At 64.7% G+C, this 21,199-nt stretch carries 14 protein-coding genes; 1 reads left to right on the plus strand and 13 read right to left on the minus strand.

The window, feature by feature from the left end; all coding sequences use genetic code 11:
* Positions 1–79: 79 nt before the first annotated feature.
* The 11 genes from O6P39_RS19625 to O6P39_RS19675 form a co-directional block, all read right to left on the minus strand.
* Entirely contained in the window at positions 80–499 is a 420-nt protein-coding gene (locus tag O6P39_RS19625) for an MAPEG family protein (RefSeq protein ID WP_275608114.1), read from the minus strand.
* A 255-nt stretch (positions 500–754) separates the two neighbouring features.
* A complete protein-coding gene (locus O6P39_RS19630) occupies positions 755–970 on the minus strand; it encodes a molybdopterin-binding protein (RefSeq protein WP_275608115.1) in 216 nt (71 codons plus the stop codon).
* A 45-nt stretch (positions 971–1,015) separates the two neighbouring features.
* A complete protein-coding gene (gene ssuB, locus O6P39_RS19635; RefSeq protein WP_275608116.1) occupies positions 1,016–1,843 on the minus strand; it encodes an aliphatic sulfonates ABC transporter ATP-binding protein in 828 nt (275 codons plus the stop codon).
* On the minus strand, positions 1,840–2,628 hold the full coding sequence (gene ssuC, locus O6P39_RS19640) for an aliphatic sulfonate ABC transporter permease SsuC (protein WP_275608117.1): 789 nt from the start codon (positions 2,626–2,628) through the stop codon (positions 1,840–1,842). The genes ssuB and ssuC overlap by 4 nt, the downstream gene beginning before the upstream one ends.
* Positions 2,629–2,732: 104 nt before the next feature.
* A complete protein-coding gene (gene ssuD / locus O6P39_RS19645; protein WP_275608118.1) occupies positions 2,733–3,881 on the minus strand; it encodes an FMNH2-dependent alkanesulfonate monooxygenase in 1,149 nt (382 codons plus the stop codon).
* Between the two features lie 175 nt (positions 3,882–4,056).
* Positions 4,057–5,019: a sulfonate ABC transporter substrate-binding protein gene (locus O6P39_RS19650; protein ID WP_275608119.1), complete on the minus strand. Its 963-nt coding sequence runs from the start codon at positions 5,017–5,019 to the stop codon at positions 4,057–4,059.
* 127 nt (positions 5,020–5,146) lie between these two features.
* Positions 5,147–5,740, minus strand: a complete 594-nt coding sequence (gene ssuE, locus O6P39_RS19655; protein ID WP_275608120.1) for an NADPH-dependent FMN reductase — start codon at positions 5,738–5,740, stop codon at positions 5,147–5,149.
* Between the two features lie 292 nt (positions 5,741–6,032).
* On the minus strand, positions 6,033–6,785 hold the full coding sequence (locus O6P39_RS19660; protein WP_275608121.1) for an ABC transporter ATP-binding protein: 753 nt from the start codon (positions 6,783–6,785) through the stop codon (positions 6,033–6,035).
* Positions 6,785–7,621, minus strand: coding sequence for an ABC transporter permease (locus tag O6P39_RS19665; protein ID WP_275608122.1), 837 nt, complete (start codon positions 7,619–7,621; stop codon positions 6,785–6,787). The genes O6P39_RS19660 and O6P39_RS19665 overlap by 1 nt, the downstream gene beginning before the upstream one ends.
* Positions 7,622–7,624: 3 nt before the next feature.
* Positions 7,625–8,638 carry an aliphatic sulfonate ABC transporter substrate-binding protein gene (locus O6P39_RS19670; RefSeq protein WP_275608123.1) on the minus strand — a complete coding sequence of 338 codons (1,014 nt, stop codon included), beginning with the start codon at positions 8,636–8,638 and terminating at the stop codon, positions 7,625–7,627.
* Positions 8,639–8,933: 295 nt separating this feature from the next.
* Positions 8,934–9,572, minus strand: a complete 639-nt coding sequence (locus O6P39_RS19675) for a peroxiredoxin (RefSeq protein WP_275608124.1) — start codon at positions 9,570–9,572, stop codon at positions 8,934–8,936.
* 220 nt (positions 9,573–9,792) lie between these two features.
* On the opposite strand from O6P39_RS19675, the gene O6P39_RS19680 reads away from it, so the two are divergent.
* On the plus strand, positions 9,793–10,002 hold the full coding sequence (locus O6P39_RS19680; protein WP_275608125.1) for a DUF6316 family protein: 210 nt from the start codon (positions 9,793–9,795) through the stop codon (positions 10,000–10,002).
* A gap of 279 nt (positions 10,003–10,281) precedes the next feature.
* Here the strand turns inward: O6P39_RS19680 and O6P39_RS19685 are convergent, their stop codons facing one another.
* On the minus strand, positions 10,282–11,466 hold the full coding sequence (locus O6P39_RS19685; protein ID WP_275608126.1) for a thiolase family protein: 1,185 nt from the start codon (positions 11,464–11,466) through the stop codon (positions 10,282–10,284).
* 179 nt (positions 11,467–11,645) lie between these two features.
* Positions 11,646–20,915: a retention module-containing protein gene (locus O6P39_RS19690; protein ID WP_275608127.1), complete on the minus strand. Its 9,270-nt coding sequence runs from the start codon at positions 20,913–20,915 to the stop codon at positions 11,646–11,648.
* Between the last annotated feature and the right edge of the window lie 284 nt (positions 20,916–21,199).

The raw sequence follows: 21,199 nt of genomic DNA on the forward strand, positions 1-21,199 counted from the left end.
ATCGCACCATAGGAACAGTTGCGACACGCAACTGTTCCGGTCGCTCGGCGTCAACGCCGCGTCGCTCCCAGTCAAGACACTAGATCAGTCCGGACAGGCGCAGCAGCCACCAGATCAGGATCAGCAACTGGACGAAGAACGCGGCAAAGCGAATCCAGACCGCCAGTGCCGAGGTGCTGATCAGGTGCACCACCGATTGCACGATGCGCGCGCCCAGCAGGGTCGGGGCCAACGGATCGGTCACCAGCGTCGCGCCGCTGACCATGGCGTAGAGCAGGACGGCGGCGTACAGCGGGATGTTCTCCACACAGTTGGCGTGGGCCCGCACCAGGCGCTGACCGAAGGCGCCGGGCGTGTTGCTGCCGTCGGCGGCAAAGACGTTGACCTTCATGCGGCCGGACATCACCAGCAGACCACGCTGGTTGACCAGCAGCAGGACCAGCAGCACGGTCCAGGCAACCAGGCCGAGCAGGGTGAAGGCGGAGGGACTCAGGGACATGCGGGACTCCTTTTTTCTTGTTGGTTTGAGAGGAGTCTAAGGGAAATAGAGTAATTGCTCTATCCGGCACAAAGGTGGGAGATTTTCGTAGGATGGGTGGAGCATGCGATGCCCATCGGCCTCACCCACCCACAGCATGGGTATCGCTCCGCTCCACCCATCCTACAAAAGCCAAGTGCGCGACCCGACACACGCCTGCACAAAAGAAAACGGGCAGCCCGTCGCCGGACTGCCCGCCGTCCTCCACCACCGCGCTTACAGCTTGGCGATGGAAACCTCGGTGGATTTGACGAAGGCGATCACTTCGCTACCGATGGCCAGTTCCAGCTCGCGCACGGAACGGGTGGTGATCACCGAAGTGACGATGCCGGCGGCGGTCTGGACGTCGATTTCCGACAGGACCGGGCCTTCGATGATTTCCTTGATGGTGCCTTTGAACTGGTTACGGACGTTGATGGCTTTGATGGTCATGGCAATGCTCCTTGGGGGAATGTCGTGATACGGATGAACGTTGGATCAAAGCGCCCAGCGCAATTGCGTGGGCAGTGGGGATACGGGTTCCGGCTCGGGTGGCTGCGCCGGCAGCGACAGCACGCGTTCGAGCACTTCGGCTTCCAGCGCGGCCAGGCGTGCCGAACCACGGGCGCGCGGCCGGTGCAGTTCGACATTGAGGTCCAGGCCGATCTCGCCGTCTTCGATGAGGATCACCCGGTCGGCGATGGCCACAGCCTCGCTGACGTCGTGGGTGACCAGCAGCACGGTGAAGCCATGCTGCTGCCAGAGGCTCTCGATCAGTTGCTGCATCTCGATGCGGGTCAGGGCATCCAGTGCGCCCAGCGGTTCGTCGAGCAGCAGCAGGCGTGGACGGTGGATCAGTGCGCGGGCCAGGGCCACGCGCTGCTTCTGTCCACCGGACAAGCCGGCCGGCCACTCATTGGCGCGATCGGCCAGGCCGACCGCCTCCAGCGCCTCCAGTGCCTGGCCACGCCAGTCGCCCTTGAGGCCCAGGCCGACGTTGTCGATCACCCGTTTCCAGGGCAGCAGGCGCGAGTCCTGGAACATCAGGCGGGTGCCTTCGCGGGCGCTCTCCAGCGGTGCCGCGCCGGCCAGCAACTGGCCTTCGCTGGCGTTGTCGAGCCCGGCCAGCAGGCGCAGCAAGGTGCTCTTGCCGCAACCGCTGCGGCCGACGATGGCGACGAACTGGCCGGCGGGGATGCGCAGGTCGATGCCCTTGAGCACCTCCCGCTCGCCGAAGCGCTTGACCACGCCTTCCACCACCAGCGGGATGCCTTTCTTGAGTTGCTGGGGCAGCTGCTTTTGAGACAGAGAATTCACGGCGTTCATGCCGCACCTCCCTTGCTCTGGTATGCCGGGTGCCAGCGCAGCCAGACGCGCTCCAGGCCTCGGGCGGCGAGGTCAGCCAGCTTGCCGAGCACCGCATAGAGCAGGATCGCCAACACCACCACGTCGGTCTGCAGGAATTCGCGGGCGTTCATCGCCAGGTAGCCGATGCCGGAGCTGGCGGAGATGGTCTCGGCGACGATCAGGGTCAGCCACATGAAGCCCAGGGCGAAACGCACGCCGACCAGGATCGAAGGCAGCGCACCGGGCAGGATCACCTGGCGGAACAGCGCGAAACCGGACAGGCCGTAGCTGCGCGACATCTCCAGCAGGCCCGGATCGATGTTGCGGATGCCGTGGTAGGTGTTGAGGTAGATCGGGAACAGGGTGCCGAGGGCGACCAGGAAAATCTTCGCCGACTCGTCGATGCCGAACCACAGGATCACCAGCGGGATCAGCGCCAGGTGCGGCACGTTGCGGATCATCTGCACCGAACTGTCGAGGAAGCGCTCGCCCCACTTCGACAGGCCGGTGATCAGGCCCAGCACCAGGCCGATGCTGCCGCCGATGAGGAAGCCGACGGCGGCGCGCCAGGTGCTGATCGCCAGGTGCTGCCACAACTCGCCACTGACCACCAGGTGGTAGCCGGCCTCGGCGACGGCGCTGGGTGCAGGCAGGATGCGGCTGGACAGCCAGCCGGTTTCCACGGCCAGTTGCCAGATCAGCAGCAGGCCCACCGGCAGGGCCCAGGGCGCAAGGCGCTGGGCGAGGTTGTTGGAAATGCTCATCTCATCACTCCGGATTCGTCGTAGGGCGCATGAAGCGGAAGGCTTCATCCGCCGTTCGGGATCGACGGCGGATAACGCTGCGCGTTATTCGCCCTACGGTTTTGTCAGCTTGCCGAAGCGGCCTTGGGCAGGATGTCGTTGGCCACCATCTCGCCGAACGGGCTGACGTAACCGCGCGCCTGCGGTTGCTGGGCCCGGGCGATATCCAGGTGCGGGAAGAGCAGTTCGGCGACCCGGTAGGACTCTTCCAGGTGCGGGTAGCCGGAGAAGATGAAGGTGTCGATCCCCAGGTCCGCGTATTCCTTCACGCGGGCGGCCACGGTCGGGCCGTCGCCGACCAGTGCGGTTCCGGCGCCACCGCGCACCAGGCCGACACCAGCCCAGAGGTTGGGGCTGACTTCCAGCTTGTCCTTGCTACCGCCGTGCAGCGCGGCCATGCGCTGCTGGCCAACGGAGTCGAAGCGCGCCAGGGACGCCTGGGCGCGGTCGATAGTGTCCTGGTCGAGGTGGGAGATCAGGCGGTCGGCGGCCTTCCAGGCTTCCTCGTTGGTCTCGCGGACGATCACATGCAGGCGGATGCCGAAGCGCACGCTACGACCCTGCTTGGCAGCCTTCTCGCGGACCTGGGCGATCTTCTCGGCGACGGCGGCCGGCGGCTCGCCCCAGGTCAGATACAGCTCGACCTGCTCGGCAGCGAGGTCCTGGGCGGCATCGGAGGAGCCGCCGAAGTACAGCGGCGGGCGTGGCTGCTGGATCGGCGGATAGAGCAGCTTGGCGCCCTTCACCTGCAGGTGTTTGCCGTCGTAGTCGACGGTCTCGCCTTCCAGCACGCGGCGCCAGATGCGGGTGAACTCGACGGAGGCTTCGTAACGCTCGGCGTGGCTCAGGTGCAGGCCGTCGCCGGCCAGTTCGTCCGGGTCGCCGCCGGTCACCAGGTTGAACAGCGCGCGTCCGCCGGAAAGCCGGTCAAGGGTGGCGGCCTGGCGCGCGGCCACGGTCGGGGAAATGATGCCCGGGCGCAGGGCGACCAGGAATTTCAGGCGCTGGGTCACCGGGATCAGCGAGGCGGCGACCAGCCAGGAGTCCTCGCAGGAGCGGCCGGTGGGGATCAGCACGCCGCCGAAGCCGAGGCGGTCGGCGGCCTGGGCGACCTGTTGCAGATAGCCGTGATCCACGGCGCGGGCGCCTTCGGCGGTACCCAGGTAGTGGCCGTCGCCGTGGGTCGGCAGGAACCAGAAGATGTCGAGACTCATCGCAATTACTCCAGATAAGCGCGCCGGCGTGGCGTAGCCGCGCGATGAAGGGGTTCGGGTATTTCGTGTTGCTGCTGTTCTTCGTAGGAGCGAGCTTGCTCGCGAACGGATTCCCCGGCAGTTCTGGAGCTGGGCCGGTTCGCGAGCAAGCACGCTCCTACAAAAGGCGGATCAGTTACTGGGCAGCGACCTTGGCCGGCGCCGTCCACACCACGTCCTTGATGCTCAGCTGCTTGGGGATCAGCTTCAGCTGGGTGAAGGTGTCGGCGATCTTCTGCTGCGCGGCGGTGACTTCCGGGGTGATCGGCTGGGCGCCGTAGCCCTGGCGCTTCACGGCGGTCAGGGTGATGTCGGCGGGCAGGCCGAGCAGCGGTGCGACCTGGTCGGTGACCTGCTGCGGGTTCTGCTGCGACCACTGGCCCACCGAGCGCACTTCGTCGATCAGGGTGGTGATCACCTGCGGGTGGTTATTCGCATAGGGGCGGGTCGCCAGGTAGAACTGGTGGTTATCCACCAAGCCGGTGCCATCCACCAGGGTGCGGGCGGAGAGCTGCTTCTCGGCGGCGGCCTGGTACGGGTCCCAGATCACCCAGGCGTCGACGCTGCCCCGCTCGAAGGCGGCGCGGGCGTCGGCCGGCGGCAGGTACACGGGCTGAATGTCGGTGTATTTCAGGCCGGCTTTCTCCAGGGCGCGCACCAGCAGGTAGTGCACGTTGGAGCCCTTGTTCAGGGCGATCTTCTTGCCCTTGAGCTCGGCGAGGGATTTGATCGGCGAATCCTTGGGCAGCAGGATCGCCTCGCTGGTCGGCGCCGGCGGTTCGTGGGCGACGTAGACCAGGTCGGCGCCTGCGGCCTGGGCAAATACCGGCGGGGTTTCGCCGGTGACGCCGAAGTCGATGCTGCCGACGTTCAGGCCTTCGAGCAGCTGCGGGCCACCGGGGAATTCGGTCCATTGCACCTTGACGCCCTGCTCGGCCAGGCGCTTCTCCAGCGTGCCGCGAGCCTTGAGCAGCACCAGGGTGCCGTACTTCTGGTAGCCGATACGCAGGGTACCGGGTTGTTCTTCAGCCTGGGCGTTATAGGACAGGGCCGCGATCAGCAGGGCCGCCAGTCCACTACGCAAAGTGAGGGTCCGCATGGGAGTGCTCCTTTATCGAGTGTGCTTGCCGGACCTGCGGTCCCGTTGACGGGACGGTGAGGGCCTTTTCGTGTTGTACGAGAGTCGTCGCCTGCCGGGTCGGGGCTTGGCGTTCGTATCTTTGGGTTCAGATGCTCCAGCGGGCGTTGATCAGCCGCTCGTTGAGCAGGTTCGGGTCGATGGGTTTGGGGCGGCGCGCCAGGGCGCCATGGAACTGTTCCAGGGAATCCAGCAGGCGATGCTCCAGGGCCGGGTCGAGGCGTGCCGGCGTACTGCCTTCGGCGTACTGCACCTGGTTGTCCTCGGCGAACACGCCGTGCAGGGTTTCCTGGGCCTTGAGCGCAGCAAGAACCGGCTTGAGCGCGTAATCCACCGCCAGCATGTGGGCGTTGCTGCCGCCAGTGGCCAGGGGAAGCACCACCTTGTGGCTCAACGCCCGCTCCGGCAGCAGATCGAGCAGGACCTTCAGCGCTCCGGCGATGGACGCCTTGTACACCGGCGTTGCGATCACCAGACCATCGGCGCGGGCCACCTGCTCGATCAACTCCACCACTCGCGGGCTGTCGAAGCGCGCGTGCAGCAGATCCTCGGCCGGGAAGTCGCGCACCCCGTAGGAACGCAGCTCGGCGCCACGCTCGTGCAGCCAGTTCCGCGCAACGTCCAGGAGGACGCCGGAACGGGAACGCTGGCTCGGGCTGCCGGCAAGGGTGACTACGTACATGTGCGCGATTCCTTATAACGATCTGAGCGATTCAATCATCGCCCTGCTAACCAATGTGCATAGACCTTAACAGCCCATCTCATATTCCAATAAATGTTATTTATTCATTTAGTTATGCGATTTTGTTTTATTCGTGAGGACGTAGGGCGTACAACCGTTCGCGGTTGTACGCCGATGCTCCGTGTCCACCTCCAGTTACGTGGCCAAGCCCGGAGTACGCTGATATCAGGGCCAATCGGCGCATAACGCCGAGCGTTATGCGCCCTACGCGAGGGTCGGCCGTCGTGCAGAGTCAGATGACGTGGGACTGGTGCAGCTCGGTCAGCGCTTCCCCGCGCAGGTAGGCCAGCTCCACCGCGCGGCGATCGCGCGGGCGCGGCAGCGGTACGGGGAATTCGCGGCGCAGGCGGCTCGGGGTGCCGCCCAACAGAAGGACTCGGTCGCTGAGGTAGAAGGCTTCGTCGAGGTCGTGGGTGACCAGCAGGATGCTGATGTCATATTCCACCGCCAGGTCCTGGATCAGGTCCTGCAGGCGGATGCGGGTGAAAGCGTCCACCGCGCTGAAGGGCTCGTCCAGCAGCAACACCTGTGGCCGCCCGTAGAGGCCTCGGGCGATGGCCGCGCGCTGGGCCATGCCTCCGGAGAGTTGCTTGGGCAGAAGGTCGCCCTTGCCTTCCAGCCCCACGTCGCGCAGCAGATGCTCGATGCGGTGGTCGTCGGCCAGCCAGCCGTCGGCGAAGCCGATGTTCTGCGCCACGGTCAGCCAGGGCAGCAGGCGCGGCTCCTGGAACACCACACCAATGCCACCGCCGCCACGGCCACTCTCGCCGTCCGGGCCGAAGCCCAGCAGCGGGTTGCGCTCCAGGGAGCCGGCAAACTCGTCGTCCAGCCCGGCGGCGATGCGCAGCAAGGTACTCTTCCCACAGCCGCTGGGGCCAAGCAGGCTCACAACCTCACCCGGCGCCAGGCTCAGGCTGACGTCGTCCAGTACCCGCACGCCGGAGAAGCTCTTGCGGATATCCCGCAGTTCCAGCAAGGCACTCATCAGCTGTCTCCCTGTTCCTGAGGACGATTGCCAAGGAAGGTGTCGCGCCAGGCCAGTGCGCGCTGCTCCAGCGCTTTCAGCAGGCCGTCGCTGAGCTTGCCGAGCACGGCCAGCACCAGGATGGCAGCGATGACGATGTCCGGCCGCGAGGTTTCCCGGCCGTCGCTGAGCAGATAGCCCAGGCCGCGCGTGGCGGCGATCAGTTCGGCGGCGACCAGGAACATCCAGCTCAGGCTGAGCGCGCCGCGCAGGCCGGTGAACAGGCTCGGCAGCGCCGCCGGCAGGAGGATGCGCCGTACCAGGGAGAAGGGCGACAGGTGATACAGGCGACCCAGCTCCACCCACTTGCGGTCAACGTTGCGCACGCCGGCCACCAGCGAGAGGTAGACGGGGAAGAAGGCGCCGAGGGCGATCAGTACGATCTTCGGCGTTTCGTCGATGCCCAGCCAGAGCAGCAGCAAGGGTACCCAGGCAAGGCTGGGGATGGCCCGCAGCGCCTGGAAGGTCGGTTCCAGGTAGGCCTCGGCGCGCTGGCTGAGCCCGACCCAGGTGCCGATCAGCACGGCAGCGGCCGCACCGATGCAGAAGCCGGCGGCGACCCGTGCCAGGCTGGCGGTGACATGCTTCCAGAGCTCGCCCTGGGCCAGTTGCCAGAGCGTCAGCGCGACGCTGCTGGGCGCCGGCATCTGGTGCTCGGCGAGCCAGCCGATACGCACCGCCAGTTCCAGCGCCGCGCACAACAGCAGCGGCACCAGCCAGGCACGCCAGCTCAGCCGCGGCCAGCGCAGTTTGAATGCGCGACGCTGGCGGGCCAGGCGCAGGCTCTGGGTCGGCATGGCTTAGGGCTCCGCCTTGGCGACGGCGGGCTTACCGATCACTTCACCGGCCAGTTGCGGTGCGATCAGTTGATCGACCACGGCGGTGACGTCGGTGCCTGGCCGCACCAGTTGTTCGTCGAGCAGAATCGGCGCGGCGGCCTTGAGCGCGGCAACCTGCTCGGCGCCCGGCAGCGGCTTGCTGAAGTCGGTGCGCGAGAGTTGCAGCTTGGCCACTTCCAGCGGCAGCTTGGCTTCTTCGGCAAGCAGTTTCGCGGTCTCCTCCGGATGCGCCACGGCCCACTGGCGCGCCTCTTCATAGGCGGCGATGACCTGCTTGATCAGCTCCGGCTGCGACCGCTCGAACTTCTCGGTGACGCTGAGCACGCCGTAACTGTTGAAGTCGACGTTGCGGTACAGCAGGCGCGAGCCAGCCTGCAGTTCGCTGGCGGCCATGTGCGGATCGAGACCGGCCCAGGCGTCCACCCTGCCCTGCTCCAGCGCGGCGCGGCCGTCCGGGTGCTGCAGGTGGACGATCTCCACGTCGTTCTTGTCCAGCCCCGCCTGCTGCAGGCTGCGCAGCAGGAACAGGTACGGGTCGGTACCCTTGGTAGCGGCGATCTTCTTGCCCTTGAGGTCGGCAACAGACTTGAGCGGCGAATCCTTCGGTACTACCAGCGCGGTCCATTCCGGGCGGCTGGCGATGTACACGGTCTTCAGCGAGCTGCCATTGGCGCGGCTGAGCACCGCGGCCAGGCCTGCGGTAGACGCGAAGTCGGTGCTGCCGGCATTGAGGTATTCCAGCGAGCGGTTACTGCCCTGACTGAACACCCAGCGCACCTCGGTGCCCTGCGGCTTGAGGGCTTTCTCCAGCCAGCCGAAATGCTTGAGCACGAGGCTGGTGGGCGCGTAGTAGGCGTAGTCCAGCCGCACCTCTTTCGGGGCGTCGGCGGCTTGGGCGGGAGCGTTGTAGGCGCCGATCGGCAGGCTCGCGAGAAGAGCGACGGCCAGGCTGCGGCGCCAGGTGGAATGACCCATGGTCGTTCTCCTTGGCGTGGGCTGACGTCTTCTCCCCGTGTGGCGGGCGAGTCAGAGCTGGATAAAGAGCAAAACTGGAAGAAAAAAGCGCGGCGTGGTCCGCGCGTGAAAGCAGAAAAAAATGGGCCGGCGAACCGGCCCTATTACCCTGCTCGAGGTTGAAACTTCGGCACCCGGAGCGCGCGAGCTAAAGCCAGGCCAGGCGCCAGGGGCAGTGAGAGCGGAGTGTGCTACAGCACATGAGCAGCTCGCTGTCGCTGGCAACGCAGACTGGCCGACGCGCAGCCGCTTCGGATCACTTGTTCGGTTGGGGCGTCAGCCGCAGGTATGGCTTGATCGCGCGATAGCCCTTGGGAAACCGTTGCTTGATCTCTTCCTCGTCCTTGAGCGAGGGCACGATCACCACGTCATCGCCGTCCTGCCAGTTGCCCGGCGTGGCGACCTTGTGGTTGTCAGTCAGTTGCAGCGAGTCGATCACCCGCAGGATCTCGTTGAAGTTGCGCCCGGTGCTCGCGGGGTAGGTGATGGTCAGGCGCACCTTCTTGTTCGGATCGATGACGAACAGCGAACGCACCGTCAGGGTGTCGTTGGCGTTCGGGTGGATCAGGTCATACAGCTCGGACACCTTGCGGTCGGCATCGGCGATGATCGGGAAGTTGACCACGGTGTTCTGGGTCTCGTTGATGTCGTCGATCCACTTCACGTGGGAGTCCACCGGGTCGACCGAAAGTGCGATCGCCTTGACGCCGCGCTCGGCGAACTGGTCTTTCAGCTTGGCGGTGAGCCCAAGCTCGGTGGTGCACACCGGGGTGAAGTCGGCCGGGTGGGAGAACAGCACGCCCCAGTTGCTGCCGAGCCATTCGTGGAAGCGAATGCGGCCTTCGCTGGATTCCTGTTCGAAGTCGGGGGCGATGTCGCCAAGTCGCAAGCTCATGGGTCTCTCCTTGTTCATGTTGAGATCAACTATGCACAAGGTCTTTTCGCATTAAAAAGAATATATTTTGATTTTCTTATAACCAAAACAACAAGCCCGAGCCTGTCTGCCGGCGCTCGGTCCTGAAACGAAACCCTGCCGTTCGTCGCAAGCCTAGTGGCACGCAGGTTGGCTGCATACACTCCTAGGTAATTGATCCTTTTTCCCAGGAGGCGACTTCATGGTCGGCCAACGGTCCAACGATGCCCATGCGGCAACCCACTACCGCAGCGACCGGATCACCTCGGTCAATGGCCAGTATTTCTTCTCCACTCGAGAAGGAACGCTGGAAGGGCCGTACTTCACTCGCTTCGATGCCGAACGCGAGGTTGGGAAGTACATCGATCGCATGAAGCAGGCAGCAGGCCTGTTCGTACGCGCGGCACGCTGATCCGGTACAGCGCAGGGCGTTTGCCGTTGCAAACGTCCAGGCTATTCGCTCAGCCGGAATACGCTGTTCGCGAGCAAGCTCGCTCCTACAGTTCCATACCTGTCCAACCTGTGCCGCTCCAGGTCACGTGGTAGATATCTATTAGCGAGCACCACTCCGCCAGAGATCATCTCAACCCTGTCAAAATAAAAAGCCCCCGGCATATTTGCCGGGGGCTTTTTTGTCGCTACAGGCCCGCTTGCGTGGAGCGGGCCGGAGGAACGCGGTATCGACGGTGGCTCAACGCACCGCTTCGAACAACCCCGTGGCGCCCATGCCGCCGCCCACGCACATGGTAACGATGCCGTAGCGCAGGTTGCGGCGTTGCAGCTCGCGCACCAGGTGGCCGACCTGGCGCGAGCCGGTCATGCCGAAGGGGTGGCCGATGGAGATGGAGCCGCCATTGACGTTGTACTTCTCGTTGTCGATACCCAGACGGTCGCGGGCATAGAGGCACTGGGAGGCGAAGGCTTCGTTGAGTTCCCACAGGTCGATGTCGGCAACCTGCAGGCCCTTGGCCTTGAGCAGCTTGGGCACCGAGAACACCGGGCCAATGCCCATTTCGTCCGGCTCGCAACCGGCGACGGTGAAGCCGCGGAAGAAGGCCTTGGGCTTGAGGCCCAGCTCCAGCGCTTTCTCCAGGCTCATCACCAGGGTCATGGAGGCGCCGTCGGAAAGCTGCGAGGCGTTACCGGCGGTGACCGAGCCGTCCTCGGCGAATACCGGCTTGAGGGAGTTCAGGCCCTCGATCGTGGTGTCCGGGCGGTTGCAGTCATCGCGGTCGACCACGCCGTCGAGCACTTTCTTCTCGCCGCTGGCCTTGTCTTCCACCAGGTACTTCACGTTCATCGGCACGATTTCATCGTTGAACAGGCCCTCGGCCTGGGCGCGGGCGGTGCGCTGCTGGCTCTGCAGGGAGTACAGGTCCTGCTGCTCGCGGGTGACGTTGTAGCGGCGGGCAACGATCTCGGCGGTCTGCCCCATGGGGTAGTAGATGCCGGGGAACTCGTCCTTCAGACGCGGGTTCACGAAATTGTCGAGGTTCTGCTTGCCCATGGTCAGGGTGATGGACTCGACACCGCCGGCCACCAGGATGTCGCTGCATCCCGAAGCCACCTGGTTGGCGGCGATGGCAATGGCCTGCAGGCCCGAAGAGCAGTAGCGGTTGAGGGTCATGCCGGCGACATGGATACCGAGCTTCGACAGCACTGCCGCATTACGGCCGATGTTGTGGCCTTGGGCACCTTCGTTGGAGCCGGCGCCCACCACGCAGTCGTCCACCAGCAGCGGGTCGAGGTCGTTGCGCGCCAGCAGCGCGTCGATGCAATGGGCGACCATGTCGTCCGGGCGGGTCATGTTGAATTTGCCACGGAAGGACTTGGCCAGGCCGGTACGGACGCTGTCGACGATCACCACTTCGCGCATGGGAAACCTCGTTCTGATTGTTCGTTGGGGAGGATGCTGTGGCCCCGAGCATAGACAGCAGTGAGGACGCACCGCGACGATCATTCACCAGCCGTATAGGCGTGCCCCCACCCTCGTTGGGCGGGCACGAACGAAACCGCCGCCCGGAGGCGGCGGTTTCAAGGGTGAAGCAACAGCGGTCAGACGGTGTCGGTCTTGATCGCGTGGTCGCCGAGCAGGCCGTTGAGCACCTGTTGGGTATCGCCCGCCGAGAGCACGCCATTGCCCGCATGGCCGGCGTACTTGGCGGACAGGTCGACGTTGGCCAGGTCGATGGTCTGGGTCACCGGGCCGGTGCCAGTGGGCATGACCCCGATGCTGGTGGTGCCGGAAGTCACCGTAAAGTTCAGGTAGTGCGCCAAGGACGAAGCCGTGGCGGTCTCTCCCTGCAACAGGTCGGTCAGGTTCAGCGTGTCACCTTCGGCGATGTTGAAGTCCTTGATCACATCGTGACCGGTGTCGCCGGCCTTCCACACGAACTCATCCGCACCGGTACCACCGAACATGATGTCGTCGCCGGGGCCACCGATCAGCTTGTCGTTGCCGCCCTGACCGAACATCAGGTCGTTGCCGGTGCCCCCTTCGAGGATGTCATTGCCGCCACGGGGATCGCCGGCGACGTTGAGCTCCTGGGCATGGGCGGCGATGTAGTTGAGCAATTGCCCGGTGGACGGCGCGGTTCCGCCATTGGTTGCGGTCAGGTAGTCCACCAGTCCCTGGAGGCCGGCACCGTTGTGCGTGCCCGCGGCATGGCCTGCCCAGCTCAGGTTGTCGGTGTTGATGGAGTCACCGAAGAGGATGTCGTTACCTGCCCCCCCTACCAGGTGATCATTCCCGACCGGCTGCGCGGCCCCGCCTTTATCCCCCACCAGCACATCGCTGCCATTGCCGCCCACGATATCGCCGCTCTTGTCGGCGTCGGTCGGGTTCGGAATGGTGTGCTGGGTTGTCGAGGAACCGCTGTCGTCGGCATTGCTGCCCACTACCAGCAGGGTTGGGGTGTTCATTTCCAGGCCGAGATTCAGGCTGGCATGGTCACCATCGCCATCAGTGACACCCACGCCGAAGTTGAGCGTCAGGTCCGGCGGCAGCACGGCGCGATCGGCCGACAGGGTCTGGACCCGGTAATCGCCATCGTTGCTGCCCAGTATCACCGTGCTGAAGCCAGTCTCCGCCAGCTGAGCGGCCGAGCCGGTGAGGAAGTGCCCATTGGCCAGCAGGTTCCAGGTCGTCGTGTCGCCCTCGCCAGTACCGGCTGGCGGTACGAAGGTACCAGTGGCCAGTATCGCCCCGGCCGCACTCAGTACACTCCAGCTGAGAGTGTCCCCGGTAGAGAGTTTCTGAACCTTGAAAGTCGCGTTATAGACGGTATCGCTGAAGGCAACGTTGAGCAGCTCACCTTTGTCGATCGTGTTGTTGTCGATCCCCATGCCGTTGGTTGACGGGTTCACCAGGTGACCGGCAGTGGTGGTGAAGGTTGCGCTGAGTCCGGACGACGTCAAGGTGAACGAAGGTGCCGGCCCGCTGGCATTGATCGTGGTCAGGTCGTACCCCACCTCGGCAGTCGGCCGCGAGTTGACCACATCGAAGCTGTAGGTGCCGTTGCTGTTGATCTGGAGCGTGAAGAACGGCTGGTTGTCAGCATCCAGGGCGGTCAGCAGGGAGCCGCCACCCGCCAGGCTGGTGACCACATAGTGCAGGCCGCTGGGCGCCGTGTTGCCGCTCAGGTCGAAGCCGCCGGGACCATCGGCGCCGAAGTTGACGTCCAGGATGCCCTCCAGGTGGAAGCCCTTGGCATCGAAGACGTTCTGGGTGAGCGGCTGGACATTCACCACCGGGCCGTCGTCAAGGAAGGTTAGCTTGCCGCCCAGGTCGAGGTTGATGCTCTTCGCATCGAGATCACCATCGGTCACGGTCGCTGTCAGCGACAGCGCGTTGCTGGCCAGGCTGACCGGGTCGTTCGGGTTACTGGTATCGCCATGCCGCAGCGCCATCTGCTGGTCGAGCGTCAAGCTGCCGGTCGCAGCATCTAGGGTCACGACGAAGGCGGTCGCCCCGCTGGCGTTGCCAACACGCCCTTCAACCTGGGTGTCGCTGACCTTGACCAGGACGATGGCCGTGCCATTGGTGACCGACAGGCCGCTGAGAGCGCCATTGGTGACGGTCAGGCTGTAGCTCAGGCTGCCGCCGTCGGCACCGGTGGCAGCGCTGAAGGCCGTGCTGAAGTTGGCCGTGGCATTGGTGCTGAGATTGGTTTCATCCACCGTGAGTTGGCCGTTGAAGCCAGCCGCCAGGTTGATGCTCGGACCGTCGTCGAGGAAGGTGATCTTGCTGCCCAGGTCGAGGCTGATGCTCTTCGCGTCCAGGTCGCCGTCGGTCACGGTGCCGGTCAGCGAAATCACACCGTTATTCAGGTGCACCGCATCGTTCGGATCGCTGGCATTGCCGTGCTTGAGCGCCATCTGCTGGTCGAGCTTCAGCTCGCCGGTCGCGGCATTGAGCGTCAGGGTGAAGGCGGTTGCCCCACCGATGCCGCCAACCCGGCCGTCGACCTGGGTGGCGCTGACCCGCACCAGCACGATGTCGGTGCCGTTGGTGGTCTGCACCCCGCTGAGGGTGCCGGTGGTCGCCGTCAGGCTGTAGCTCAGGCTGCCGCCGTCGGCGCCAGTCTGGGCGCTGAAGGCCGTGCTGAAGTTCACCGTGGCATCGGTGCCGAGATTGGTCTCATCCACGGTCAGTTGACCGTTGAAGCCGCCTGCCAGGCTGATACTCGGACCGTCGTCGAGGAAGGTGATCTTGCCACCCAGGTCGAGGCTGATGCTCTTCGCATCGAGGTCACCGTCGGTCACCGTGCCGGTCAGCGAAATCACACCGTTATTCAGGTGTATCGCATCGTTCGGATCGCTGGCATTGCCATGCTTGAGCGCCATCTGCTGGTCGAGCTTCAGCTCGCCGGTCGCGGCATTGAGCGTCAGGGTGAAGGCGGTAGCTCCACCGATGCCGCCAACCCGGCCGTCGACCTGGGTGGCGCTGACCCGCACCAGCACGATGTCGGTGCCGTTGGTGGTCTGCACCCCGCTGAGGGTGCCGGTGGTCGCCGTCAGGCTGTAGCTCACACTGCCACCATCGGCGCCGGTCGTGGCGCTGAAAGCCGTGCTGAAGTTGGCCGTGGCGTCGGTAGCAAGCGTGGTCTCATCCACGGTCAGTTGGCCGTTGAAGCCACCCGCCAGGCTGATGCTCGGACCATCGTCGTGGAAGATCAGCTTGTCGCCCAGATCGAGACTGACACTCCGGCTATCGAGGTCGCCATCGGTCACGGTGGCAGTCAGCGAAAGCTTGCCGCCGGCCAGGTGTACGGTGTCATTCGGGTCAGTGGCATCTCCATGCTTGAGCGCCACTTTCTGGTCGAGCGTCAGCTGGCCAGTGGTTGCGTTCAGCGTCACGGTGAAGGCGGTTGCCCCACCGATCGAGCCAACCCGGCCGTCGACCTGCGTGGCGCTGACCCGTACCAGCACGATGTCGGTGCCGTTGGTGGTCTGCACACCGCTGAGGTCGCCTGTGTTCGCCGTCAGGCTGTAGCTCACACTGCCGCCGTCATTGCCGGTCGTGGCGCTGAAGGCCGTGCTGAAGTTGGCGGTGGCATCGGTAGCGAGCGTGGTTTCATCGACAACCAGTTCGCCGTTGAAGCCAGCCGCCAGGTTGATGCTCGGGCCATCATCGTAGATGACCAGTTTGCTGCCCAGATCGACCTGGGCGCTGTCCGAGTCACCGTCCTGGTCGGTGATGGTGGCGGTCAGGGTGATCTTCCCGGCGGCCAGGCTCAGCGGTTCGTCCAGGTTGGTCGGGTCCGGATGGTAGAGCGCCAGTCGCTGGTCCAGCTCCAGTGCTCCGTTATCCTCCCGGACGACGAAGGCGATGGCGTTACTGCCCTCGACGCGGCCGACCACGCTGCCGTCCTCGTTGAACAGCAGGACACGGTGGCCCGTGGCACTGTCACGCACGCCGCTGTCGGTACCATTGACGGTGCTGACGGCGTAGGTGATCGAGCCCGCGCCATCGGCGCCGAAGTGGGGACTGAACAGCTGGGATACCAGGCTGGACTCGACGCGAGCGTCGTTGGCCAGGTTGGACTCATCCACGACCAGTCGGATATCGGCCTGGCTGTCCACCTGGATGCTCGGACCATCGTCGTGGAAGACCAGCTTGCTACCGAGATCGAGACTGATGCTCTTCGCATCGAGATCGCCATCGGTCACGGTGGCGGTCAGCGAGAGCTTGCCGCCGGCCAGCTGCACGGTGTCATCCGGATTGCTGGCGTCGCCATGTTTGAGCGCCATCTGCTGGTCGAGCTTCAGCTCGCCGGTAGTCGCATTCAGCGTCAGGGTGAAGGCAGTTGCGCCAGAGGTATTTCCGACCCGCCCTTCGACCTGGGTAGCGCTGACACGGAATAGCACGATATCGGTGCCATTGCTGGTCTGCACACCGCTGAGATCACCGCTGTTGGCCGTCAGACTGTAGGTGACGCTACCACCATCGGCGCCGGTCGTGGCACTGAAAGCCGTGCTGAAGTTGACCGTGGCATCGGTACCCAGCGAGGTCTCATCCACAACCAACTGGCCGTTGAAGCCGCCCACCAGGCCAATGCTCGGACCATCGTCGTGGAAGGTCAGCTTGTCGCCCAGGTCAAGGTTGACGCTCTTCGCATCGAGATCGCCATCGGTCACGGTAGCGGTCAGCGAGAGCTTGCCGCCGGCCAGGTGCACGGTGTCATTCGGGTCGGTGGCGTCACCGTGCCGGAGGGCCATCTGCTGCACGAGAGTCAGCTCGCCGGTGGTCGCGTTCAGCGTGACAGTGAAGGCGGTTGCCCCGCCGGTGCTGCCCACCCGGCCCTGAACCTCGGTGGCGCTGACACGGTACAGCACGATGTCGGTGCCGTTGGTGGTCTGCACCCCGCTGAGATCGCCGTTGTTGGCGGTCAGGCTATAGGTGACGCTGCCGCCGTCGGCACCGGTCGTGGCGCTGAAGGCGCCGCTGAAGTCGGCCGAGGCATCGGTGCCGAGGAAGGTCTCATCGACGACCAGCTCGCCATTGAAGCCGCCCACCAGGCCAATGCTCGGACCATCGTCGTGGAAGGTCAGCTTGTCGCCCAGTTCGAGGTTGACGCTCTTCGCATCGAGATCGCCATCGGTCACGGTAGCCGTCAGCGAGAGCTTGCCGCCGGCCAGGTGCACGGTGTCATTCGGGTCGGTGGAGTCACCGTGCCGGAGGGCCATCTGCTGCACCAGCGTCATCTCGCCGGTGGTCGCGTTCAGCGTCACGGTGAAGGCGGTTGCGCCGCCGGTACTACCCACCCGCCCCTGGACCTCGGTAGCGCTGACACGGTACAGCACGATGTCGGTGCCGTTGGTGGTCTGCAGCCCGCTGAGGTCGCCGCTGTTGGCGGTCAGGCTGTAGGTGACGCTACCGCCGTCGGCACCGGTCGTGGAGCTGAAGGCGCCGCTGAAATCGGCCGTCGCATCGCCGCCAAGGGTGGTTTCATCGACGACCAGCTCGCCATTGAAGCCGCCTACCAGGCTGATGCTCGGACCATCGTCGTGGAAGACCAGTTTGTCGCCCAGGTCGAGGCTGACGTTCCGGCTGTCGAGGTCGCCATCGGTCACGGTGGCGGTCAGCGAGAGCTTGCCGCCGTCCAGGTGCACGGTGTCATCCGGGTTACTGGCATCGCCATGCCGGAGCGCCACCTGCTGCACCAGCGTCATCTCGCCGGTGGCGGCATTCAGCGTCACGGTGAAGGCGGTGGCCCCTCCGGTGCTGCCGACCCGACCCTGGACCTCGGTAGCGCTGACCCGCACCAGCACGATATCGGTGCCATTGGTGGTTTGCAGACCGCTGGGGGTACCATCGATGGCATTCAGGCTGTAGGTCACGCTAGCGCCATCGGCACCGGTCGTGGCGCTGAAGGCCGTGCTGAAGTTGACTGTGGCATCGGTGCCGAGCGTGGTTTCATCCACGACCAGTTGGCCGTTGAACTGACCATTCAGGCTGATGCTCGGACCATCGTCGTGGAAGACCAGCTTGTCGCCCAGTTCGAGGTTGACGCTCTTCGCATCGAGATCGCCATCGGTCACGGTGGCGGTCAGCGAGAGCTTGCCAGTATCCAGGTGAACGGTGTCGTCCGGATTGCTGGAGTCGCCATGCTTGAGCGCCATCTGCTGGTCGAGCTTCAGCTCGCCGGTCGCGGCATTGAGCGTCAGGGTGAAGGCGGTAGCCCCACCGATGCCGCCAACCCGGCCGTCGACCTGGGTGGCGCTGACCCGCACCAGCACGATGTCGGTGCCGTTGGTGGTCTGCACCCCGCTGAGGGTGCCGGTGGTCGCCGTCAGGCTGTAGCTCACGCTGCCCCCGTCGGCGCCGGTCTGGCTGCTGAAGGCCGTGCTGAAGTTGGCGGTGGCATCGGTGCCGAGCGTGGTTTCATCCACCACCAGTTGGCCGTTGAATTCGCCGGTCAGACCGATGGACGGACCATCATCATGGAAGACCAGCTTGCCTCCCAGGTCGAGGCTGGCGCTTTCGCTGAAGAAGAAACCATCGCTCACCGTGGCGGTCAGCGAGATCTTGCTGCCGGCCAGTTGCACGATGTCGTCCGGATTACTGGCATCGCCATGCCGGAGCGCCATCTGCTGGTCAAGTTTCATGTCGCCCGTGACAGCGTCCAGGGTCAGGGTGAAGGCGATCGGACCACCGGTGCCGCCAACCCGGCCCTGTACTTCGGTGGCACTGACGCGCAGCAGCACGATGTCCGTGCCATCGGTGGTCTGCAGGCCGCTGGAGGTGCCGTTGGTGGCAGTCAGGCTATAGGTCAGGGTGAGGTTGCCGGAGCCACTGGTGGTGCTGAAGGCGCTACTGAAGTTGAGGCTGGCGTCAGCATCCAGGTGGGTTTCATCCACGACCAGTTGGCCGTTGAAGTCGTTCAGGGTAATGGTCGGGTTCTCATGGTGGAAGCTCAGTCGGCCGCCCAGGTCGAGGCTGACGCTCTTGCTGTCGAGGTCGCCGTCGGTGATGGTCGCAGTCAGCGAAAGCTTGCCGCTGCCCAGATGCACGGTGTTGTCCGGATCGTCCGGGCTATGCCGCAGAGCGATCCGCTGATCGAGGGTCAATTCGCCGGTGGTCGCGTTCAGCGTCACGCTGAAGACCGTCAATCCATCAATGCTGCCGACCCGGCCTTCGACCTGAGTGGCACTCACCCGCACCAGTACGATGTCGGTGCCGTTCCCGGTCTGCAGGCCGCTGAGGTCGCCGGTGTTCGCCGTCAGGCTGTAGTTCACGGTGGCGCCGTCGGCGTCGCCTCGGGAGCTGAACGCGCCGCTGAAGTTGGCCGAGGCATCGCTATTGAGCGAGGACTCATCCACCAGCAGATGGCCGTCAAAGCCACCCACCAGATTGATGTCCGGACCGTCGTCACCGAAGATCAGCCGGTTGCCCAGGTCGATCTGGGCACTGTTGGTGTCGCCATCCCGGTCGGTGATGGTGGCGATCAGGCTGATCTTGCCGGCGTCGAGGTTCAGCACGTCGTGTGGATCGGTCTGCACCGGATGCACCAACGCGCGCTGTTGATCGAGAGTGATCGCGCCGTTACTCAGGGTGACGCTGAAGGCCACCAGATTGGTGCCCTCGACACGGCCGACCACCCCGCCATTGCCATCGTTGAACAGCAGGATACGGTTGCCTGTCTCAGTGTCCTTCAGGCCGCTGTCCGTACCGTCGGCAGTGCCAACCCGATAAGTGACCGAGCCGGCGCCATCTGCGCCGAAGCTCGACTGGAACAGCCCCGCCACATTGTCGAAGGTGGCGTTCTGATTGAGATCGGTCTCATCGACCCTGAGAATCGGCCCGCGCTCCTCGGTCAGCGAGATGCTCGGACCGTCATCGGTGAAGCTGACACGGCCACCCAGATCCAGCGAACTGGTGGACGTAGCGGTATCGCCGTCGCGGTCGGTGACCACCAGGGTCCCCTGCATACGCACCAGGCCCGAATCGAGCACGGCGAGTTGACTGGCGAAGTTGCCTTCGCTGCCCGGCAGCGCATGGTCGATCGCGCTGAACTGGGTCAGGGTGACCACACCGGTGCTGCCGTTCACCGACAGCGAGAAGACGGTGTTCTCCGCAGTGATGCCGGCGGCGCTGGCGGATGTGGAGGCAACGATCACACCTCCCACGTTGTACAGGAAGACAGTGGAACCGCCGCTGGTCAATCCGGAGTTGCTGCCATCGGCGCCGGCCAGCTGGAGGCTGTAGCTCAGCGTGGTACTGCCGGCACCGTCGGCCCCATAGTTGGCGTTGACCTGGAAGGCCGCGCTGAAATCGGCACTGTTGCTATCGGACGCAGCGCCCAGGGTGGCGGCGTCGTGCGTCTGCAATGCACCGTCCACACCGCCGTTGGCGGACAGCGAAGCATTCGGCAAGGCGTCGACGATGCCGACCACCAGGTTGCTGGTGCTGGTGCCCCCGGTGCCGTCAGTGATGGTGTAGGGCACGTTGAGGGTCAGGGTGTCCTGGCCTGAGCCCGGATGATCCACCGGCTGCAGCAGGGTGAGTTCGAAGGCACCAGTGTTGACGTTGGTCAACGTCAAGGTGAACACAGGGGTGCCATTGGCGCTGGCAGTGAGCGTATGGCCGTCGGGGCTCACGCTGTACGTCAGCGGCACGCCGCCGGACGTCAGGTTGGGCAGGCCGGCTGTGCCCCAGGTGAAACCACCTACGCCATTGGTGCCGAAGTCGTAGTTCAGACTGCCGCCCAGCGTCGCGCCGCCGGGTCCGCCCAGAGCATTTTCGCCGATACTGATGGCGCCGGGACCAGAGCTGGCCGCCTCATCGAGTGGCGCGGCAACGCGGTCTTGCGGGAACAGTGGACCCCAGGTGAGCGGGCCGGTGGGGAAGCCGATCTCCGGGCCGACATGCCCGGCAACTTCGGTCAGGAGTACGAAGGAGTGCCCGCCACCCGGTTTGCCATTGGCACCGCCAGCGGTGCCGGCGCTCGGGCCGGCAGCGGTAGCTTCGGCTGCCTTGGTCGGGTCCACACCGGCGGCGATTGCCGCTTGCAGGGCCTTCACGTCAGTGACGTCCTGCTTGCTCGGTGTTGCGGGCTGCTGGGCGACGGCCTGCTGTTGGCCGTCCTGTGCATGGTGAGCGGCAGACTGCAGCTGTGCGGTCATGGGGAGGGAGCTGTCGCGCCCGAGGGTGATTTCGCCGCCGCCGGCTATTTTCAGCACCACCGAGCCATGGGCACCGGTGACCAGCTGTTCACCAACGAATACCTTGTCTCCCTGGCTCAAAGGACGACGCGATCCATCGGCGGCTACCGCAAACACTTCGCCGACCACTTTACTGACGACACCCATCAACGTAGCCATGAGTCCTTCCTCCGCTCCACTGACAACGCCGGGTCCACCGGCATGCAGCTGTCCGAAACAGGCCAAGGCACGCTTGTATTCGGATGTTGCGAAGAAAGTTGCGAAGGTGGCGAAAAGGACTAATGGCGTCTCAGCATCAAAAAGCCAGCGACATTTTTTTGTCACTCTGACGACGCTTTTTCCTGTCCTTCTGCTGTAGTCCCCGCCCTAACTGCTCCAAACCGTACCTGGCTTCTATTGCAAGCACCGTCCTCGCCCATACCCGGGAAATACCGGGGCTTGCA

The organism is Pseudomonas sp. PSE14 (genome assembly GCF_029203285.1).
In the GTDB taxonomy this organism is placed as follows: domain Bacteria; phylum Pseudomonadota; class Gammaproteobacteria; order Pseudomonadales; family Pseudomonadaceae; genus Pseudomonas.